Origin of the sequence: Holdemania filiformis DSM 12042, from assembly GCF_000157995.1 — a bacterium.
Classification (GTDB): Bacteria; Bacillota_I; Bacilli_A; order Erysipelotrichales; family Erysipelotrichaceae; genus Holdemania; species Holdemania filiformis.
On the sequence record NZ_GG657562.1, the window covers coordinates 213,269 to 220,306 of the forward strand.

A 7,038-nucleotide genomic window follows, 5' to 3' on the forward strand; every position below is an offset into this window, starting at 1 on the left:
CCATTCGCCCGCCTTTAGATAATCCTTTTTGTCTTTGGAAAATCCCAGATTCCTGCCTTACGCTGTCCGCGGGTTTAAGCTTTCAAACCAGAAATTTATGTTTATGCTTCAGAACGTCTCGTTCATTCGTTATCAAGTTGTTTTTATTTTTCAGATATGATAAAAGTTAAACAAAGGGAGGATTAAGAAATGAAAAAACTACTCGCCATCCTGGCCGCCTGCGCCATGGCTCTGGGCTTGACAGCCTGCGCTTCAACCCCGAAAGAAACAACAACAACGCCGACACCAGAGGAATCTACCACTCCTGTGGTCGAAAGCTTTTCCGCCGAATATGAAATCGTCGGCACCACCTCGGCCGGCAAGCCGAAGAACGATACGTTTATCTTTGAAGGCAAAACGATCGACGGCATCATCACCGAACTGAACTTCGACATTATCCGCAACAAGGGTCTGGAAGGAGAATACTCCAAGAAAGACATCATGGGCTATCTGATGAACATCTCCGACGCAGCCGTAACCAAAATCGGCGATGGCTATGAGCTGACAAACCTGGGGATCAATGGATACGAAACGAAATTCGGACAGTACATGATCACCGCTGTCTGCAAGGATCTGACCGAAGCTTCGACGTTTAAAGATCTGACGATCACCAACTACACCGGCGAACAGCTGAGCATGGAAGATTCGCTGATGATTTATCAATATCTGGCCAACGAAGCGAAGATCCAGCTGACGGAAGACACGCCGCTGAAAGATCTGCTTGCGATTTTTGATCTCTATAAAGACGGCGCGTTCGTCGAAGGCACAAAGCGCGTTTCCTTCGCCGGCTTCAACGGCGGACGCAGCTATGGCGAACAGATCGACGCGATCGCCGATTACATCTTGGCTAACAACATGACGCTGGAAGACGTCTATGAAATGTTCAAAACGGTCAATCAGCAGAGCGAACCAATCGAGGAACGCGACACAATCACCGGCGCGACCATCGCGTTTGTCGGCGATTTCCAGCGGATGGTCTACATGGCGATCCATGGCGAATTGTTTGAAGGCGTCACCACCCACAGCACCGCTGAGGGCGTCACCAAAGTAGAAGTCGTGACGCAGGGCTATGCCGGAGAAATTGAAACGCACGTCAGCTTCGACGACAGCACGAAGAAAATCACGGCGATCACCGTCCGCGACGACCAGGAAACCGATACCGTCGGCGGTCTGTTAACCGCGGAAGGTTCAGAATTCATTCAGAAGCTGATCGACAATCAGGACGCGCTGGATTCCGTCGACGCGGTTGCCGGAGCGACTCTGACGTCCAACGGACTGGTCAAAGCCGTTCAGTTCGCGGTCGAATACTACAACGGTTTATAATCGGAAAACAAAGAGAAAGACTGTAACGTGAAAGGTAAAACTTTAACGTTGCAGCCTTTTTTCTTTATGGCCAATTCATAAACTGTCCAAACGATTTTCCAGAACGTTTAACCCAGTTCACCCCGTTCCGGGGGAAAAGAAAGCGTCAGGATCAAATGTCCTCCGCGCAGTTCGCCCTGCAGGGTACCGCCCTGCTGCTCAGCCAGTCCTTTAGCAATCGTTAATCCCAATCCCGTCGCCTGCCTTCCGGTATTCACAGTATAGTACCGGTCAAACAGCTTTTCGACGTCAACGGGGCGTAAGGATCCGGCCGAATTAATCCATTCCATCCGGCCTTCGGCATCAAGCTTCACCGTCAGTTCTGATCCTCCGTATTTAACAGCGTTATCGAGTAAATTCTGCAGGATCCGGTCCAGCGCTTTGGGATCCAGCGTCCGCCACACCGGGACATCCGGCATCGTGACCTGCGGACAAAGGCCTTGCTTCTCAAAGAAGCCGACCACGGCGGCGAGATTTTTCTCCAGCGCTGCCCGCAGATCGATAAGCTGGCGGACAGCCTTGGGCGGATCGCAAACGGCGACAGAATAATGAAACAGCTGTTCGCTGAGCCGCTTTAACGTCTGCGCCCGCTCTGACAAAATCGCAAGGATCTGCTTTAACCGCGGACTGGCCGGCTCCGCCTCCGCCAGCTGTAAATATCCGCAGATAGCGGTCAGCGGCGTACGCAAATCATGCGTGATCTGAGTAAGGCTCTGTTTAAGCTGTTGATCGCCTTGTTGATAACGCTGCCGCTGTTCCCGCAATTTCCGCAGCTGATCGTTCAGCGCTTCCTGCAGCGCGAGGAGATCCCGATCCCGGCTGGCGGTGTCCAGCAAGGTGTTCGTTTCCTGGTTCAGCCGTTCCTCCAAGCCCTGCCGGATTTCACGCAGGCTTTTTTTCATCAAAAACAGCTTGACCGCCAGTCCGACTGTAATCCCAGCCAAGGCCGCGGTCAGACCGCAAAGCCACTCCTGCATTCTTTTCGCCCCTCTCTTGTAAACTGGAAAACCGGCAGGCTTCTTTTCGCCTGCCGGACTGCGCATGATTCCTGCCCCTGAATCTTTCTGATTCGTTTTCCTATTCGATATCCTTATTTAATATCCTTACGCCGGAATCGGGCCAAGCCCGCGCCGTTAACGAGCACGATCAAAGTCAGGGAGATCGGCGGCAGCCCCGGCCAGTGCGCGCCGTTCAAGCCGCCCAGCTGCAGACTCTGTCCGCTTGGCAAAACGTCGATCACCGCTTGCGCCCATTTTCGCTGACTTGGATTGAGATAGCGGGGATTTTCCATCACCTTCACTTCCGAATCACCGTCGCGCATTTCCAGCACTTCCATCATCGGCGGCTCCTGCAGCTGCATGTTCAGATAGGTGCACAGAAACATCGACAGCATCACACCGCTCAGGCAGAGAATCGCCGACGCTGTGCGTGAGGAACAAAGCAGGCTGACCGCGGTGAACAGCGCGCTGTAAACAGCCAGCGCAAGCATCCCCGTCAAAATCCCCAGCGCCAGCGCCGCCGTGCTCAAATGAAACCCGCCGAACACCGGCCCGCCGAGCACGATCACAATGACGATGTAGGCCAGATTATACGCCAGCGCTGTTATCAAACTGACCAGAACATGACTCAGATAAATCTCCGCGCGGGTACGCCCGACAATCAGAGCGTTGCGCAGCGTTCCGTCGCTGTATTCCGTGCCAACAAAAAAGCTGATCACCGCGGACAGCACCAGCCCGGCAACCGGGATGAAGCTGTCTAATCCATAGCCATAGAAAACAAGCTGATCCAGCGCCACCTGATAACCCTGACGGATCTGACCGTTGACCGCAATCCCCAAAACAGCCAGAGCGTAGAAAACCATACAGATCAAACCACCCCAAAACACTTTATCATGGCGCAGGCGGTACAGCTGGGCAGCGAGCATCCTACTCATGATCCCGCCCTCCGACTAAAGAAAGATAGTAGCTTTCCAAACTTTCATCACGCGCTTTCATCGAAAGGACAGCGCAGCCGTTCTTTGCCAGTTTCAAAAGCAGATCGCTCAGCCCAATTTCGCCGTAAACTTCAACGGTGTCCGCCGCCGTGACCCGGTAGTCCGCGCCGGTCGATTCCAGCGTTTCGACTGCGGCTTCCGGAGATCCGACGCTCAGCTCCACGCACTTCCGGCATGTTTTTTCCAACTCGTCCGCCGCGATTTCCTTCACCATCCGGCCGTGGTCGATAAACCCGTAAACGGTCGCCAGCCGCGCCAGCTCATCCAGATTGTGACTGGAGATCATGACCGTCACCTGATGCTTTTGATTCAGCTTCAAAATCAATTCCCGAACCTCGATGATGCCCTGCGGATCCAAGCCGTTGACCGGCTCATCCAAAACAAGAAAATCCGGATCCCCTGCCAGAGCCACCGCCATGGCCAGCCGCTGCCGCATTCCCAGCGAAAAATCCTTCACCTTTTTCCGGCCTGCTTCGCTTAAACCGACTAACGCAAGCAGTCTGTCGATTTCCGCGGACTCCGCCAACCCCAGCATGCGCAGCTGCACCTCAAGATTTTCACGCGCGTTCAGCTCGCGGTACAGCGACGGAGTTTCGATCACCGCTCCCATTTTCCGCCGGGACTTCGCAATTTTGGGATCGTTGTGCTTTCGGCCTAACAACGTATAGGTTCCCTGCGAGGGCGCCTGTAAGCCGCAGATCGTGCGGATCAGCGTCGTTTTCCCCGCGCCGTTGCGGCCGACGAACCCATAAATCGCCCCTTTTTCAACGTTCATCGAAAAATGATCCAACGCCTTAAAATCATGGTACCGCTTGGTCAGATCCTGAACTGTCAACATCATTTCCATTCTTTCTGCCTCCTGTCTGTATTTCTAGGATAGCGGAAAACAGTTAAGAAACCAGATAAGGAAAACGATAAGATTTCGTTAAGATTTCAGTGTGAGCTTAAATCCGATTCCCCACACCGATTCGATGATTTCCTGATCCCAGATATTCCGCAGCTTGGCGCGCAGATGGCTGATATGCACCTTCAATGAATTCTCCATGCCGTCGGGCGTATCCTCGCTGATCTGCTCGAGCATTTCCGACTTCGTGATCACCTGCCCTGGATTTCGCATCAGCAGCTTCAGGATCGCGGTTTCCGTCCGCGTCAGTTTGACGGTCTGACCGCCGGCGGAAACTTGCTGCAAAAGGGGGCTGAGCGTCAGCGGACCGCAGGTCAGATCCGGATTCCGGCGTCCCGCTGCCGGCCGCAGCTGGACTTCAATCCGGGCTAATAGTTCGCGCGTATCAAACGGCTTGGTGATGTAATCGGCCGCTCCGCTGCGAAGCAAATCCACTTTATCGTCGATTTCACCGCGGGCGCTGACGATGATCACCGGGATATCCGGAACACTTTCCATCACAGCTTCGCCCGAAATTCCCGGAAGCATTAAATCCAGCAGAATTAAATCCGGATGGCGGCGCTGCAGAACCAACAGCGCCTCACTTCCCGAATACGCCCGGATTGGCTGAATTCCGCCGGTCGTTAAAACCTCTGCGATCAGATCGCTGATCGCCGGATCGTCCTCAACGATAAGTACGGTTTTCATCCGTTGCCTCCTTTTCCATCAAAGCCGCCGGACACGCCGCCATAAAATCAGCCAGTGCCCAAGCCAGCTGTGATGGATCCTCATAGGCCATGTTGTGCCCCACGCCGGAAAGAATCCGGACCGGAATTCCCTTTCTTTCCAGTTCTTCGACATCGGGATCAGGCAGTGAATTCGCGCCGAACAAAAACATCTTCGGACAATCCAAAGTATAGAAACGCTGCCGCCATGAAGGCTTTCCGCCCCGCACTGCGTCGACGGAAAGCCGGTGCACCGCTTCCGGCAGCCATGTTTTAAGCGTAACCGCCCAGGTCGGCGGAATCCCATGCGGTTTACCCACTGAATCGAGCAGGCGCGGATACTCGTTTTCCACAAACTCTGTTTCACTAAACCGGGCTGTTTTATAACTGGGCTGATTTGATGGACTGGGATCCAGGTTTGCTTCACTGAGAATTAAACCCCGGACATGGTCACGGCAGTTTTCCGCAGCGCATAAAGCGATGGGACCGCCCAGACTGTGACCATATAGAATGATGGGTTCACAAAACCGGCTCTGAATCAATTCGCTGACAACCTGCGCATGGGCTTCAACGGTATAGGCAAAATTCAGCGGTTTCTCACTTTCACCCGCACCTAACAAGTCGATCAGCGCGATTTTTCTTCCCTGCAGCGCCGGCATCAACGCCGCCTGCGAATAGTCCAGAAGCCCTGTGCAGCCTAAGCCGTGGATCATGATCAATAACGGGCCTTCCCCGTCAATGATTTGATAACGCAGCGTGGACTGCGCCGATGCGCTGAAAAATTCCTGGATCATTTGTTTACGCCTCGCTTTCCTAACCTTTCCGGCATTCCTGATTTAAGACTGCCGTTTCCTTCTGATTGCTTTTGTTTACAATATTCCTCATTCCACCGGTGTATCCGAATACTTTTCATTCTTCTGTTTCAGAATGAAGCGGCAGCGTAAACTTGAAATGCCGGCATGTCATTCCCTGCTTTTTATAAAAGACATGGCTGGCAGTCCGGCGTTGATTGCACGCACATTCCAGCTGCGGACAGCCTGCCTTTGCCGCAATTTCTTTCGCCTTCCCAAATAACAGCTTGCCCACGCCCTGACCGCGGCATTTTTCATCGACAACCAATTCCTGAATCTCGGCAATCGGCGCCGTGTGATGAAGCAGCTTTTGAATATGCACGCTGACAAACCCGCAGATCTTTCCTTCTGACAGCGCAATTTGATAGGCGATCTGGGGATTGTTTAAATTTTCTTGATAAACGGCATTCAAGGCTTCCCGATGGACCGGCGCTTCCTCCAGCTGTTCGATCAGCCGGGCCACCTCGTTCTGATCTTCCGCTTTTGCCTCTCGGATTTGAATCATGACCGCATCCTCCTGTTCCTGGATCTTTTCTCCATTATACCATGATTGCTTCGATCCGCTCCGGCTTGTTCGCGTTCCTATGAAATGCTATACTTAATGACTACAAAGAGGGGGATTGTTCTAATGAAATACAAATGTGTCGTCGTCGATCTCGATCAGACGCTGCTGCATGAAGATAAGTCGTTGTCCCGGGAAACAATAGAAGTCTTCGCTCAGCTGCCGCCAGAAACGGAAATTGTCGTGGCCACCGGCCGGGCAATCCCACGGACGCAGCGCTATGCCGATCTCATCCACGCGCGTTCCATGATCTGCACCAATGGTTCGATCATCTATCATCAAGGTCAGGTCATCCACCGCACGGAAATCAACAGTCAGAAAGTGATCGATCTGATCCAGACCGTCCGAAAAATCGAGCCGGTGCAGCTCACCTTGTTTTATCCGACCAAGGGCTATACAACCAACGAATATTTTATCAACAAGGGGGAATCACTGCGGCTGGATCTCGATCATTTTGAGACGCATGAAATTCAGAAGATTTTCGTCGTGACGTCCAACCACGCGGCGGTGGAAGCGATTGATTTTTCCAGCTATGGGATGAAGGCCGTTCCCTTAAGCGAGAACCCGGATATTTTTGTCGTCACTGCCGAACAGGTCAACAAGGGCACCGCACTGCGGGCTTT

8 protein-coding genes are annotated in these 7,038 nt (G+C 53.0%); 2 read left to right on the top strand and 6 right to left on the bottom strand.

All coding sequences use genetic code 11. From position 1 onward, the window contains the following. The first annotated feature begins 189 nt into the window (after window positions 1-189). Entirely contained in the window at window positions 190-1,362 is a 1,173-nt protein-coding gene (locus HOLDEFILI_RS16865) for an FMN-binding protein (protein ID WP_006061106.1), read from the top strand. A gap of 107 nt (window positions 1,363-1,469) precedes the next feature. Here HOLDEFILI_RS16865 and HOLDEFILI_RS16870 read toward each other — a convergent pair whose 3' ends face one another. From HOLDEFILI_RS16870 to HOLDEFILI_RS16895, 6 genes are all read right to left on the bottom strand, one after another. Next, a complete protein-coding gene (locus HOLDEFILI_RS16870; RefSeq protein ID WP_167317160.1) occupies window positions 1,470-2,378 on the bottom strand; it encodes a sensor histidine kinase in 909 nt (302 codons plus the stop codon). Window positions 2,379-2,491: 113 nt separating this feature from the next. Further along, on the bottom strand, window positions 2,492-3,334 hold the full coding sequence (locus tag HOLDEFILI_RS16875) for an ABC transporter permease (RefSeq protein ID WP_006061108.1): 843 nt from the start codon (window positions 3,332-3,334) through the stop codon (window positions 2,492-2,494). Beyond that, window positions 3,327-4,241, bottom strand: a complete 915-nt coding sequence (locus HOLDEFILI_RS16880; RefSeq protein WP_006061109.1) for an ATP-binding cassette domain-containing protein — start codon at window positions 4,239-4,241, stop codon at window positions 3,327-3,329. The genes HOLDEFILI_RS16875 and HOLDEFILI_RS16880 overlap by 8 nt, the downstream gene beginning before the upstream one ends. Window positions 4,242-4,319: 78 nt before the next feature. Beyond that, complete coding sequence (locus tag HOLDEFILI_RS16885; protein ID WP_006061110.1) at window positions 4,320-4,985, bottom strand: response regulator transcription factor; 666 nt, start codon at window positions 4,983-4,985, stop codon at window positions 4,320-4,322. Then, window positions 4,963-5,796, bottom strand: a complete 834-nt coding sequence (locus HOLDEFILI_RS16890) for an alpha/beta fold hydrolase (RefSeq protein WP_006061111.1) — start codon at window positions 5,794-5,796, stop codon at window positions 4,963-4,965. Before HOLDEFILI_RS16890 ends, HOLDEFILI_RS16885 begins: the two co-directional genes overlap by 23 nt. Before the next feature lie 115 nt (window positions 5,797-5,911). Then, window positions 5,912-6,358 (bottom strand): GNAT family N-acetyltransferase, encoded by a 447-nt coding sequence (locus HOLDEFILI_RS16895; RefSeq protein ID WP_006061113.1) that lies wholly within the window; start codon window positions 6,356-6,358, stop codon window positions 5,912-5,914. A gap of 123 nt (window positions 6,359-6,481) precedes the next feature. Here HOLDEFILI_RS16895 and HOLDEFILI_RS16900 point away from each other — a divergent pair. Further along, the coding region (locus tag HOLDEFILI_RS16900) for an HAD family hydrolase (protein ID WP_039865375.1) at window positions 6,482-7,038 on the top strand (557 nt) is incomplete at its 3' end.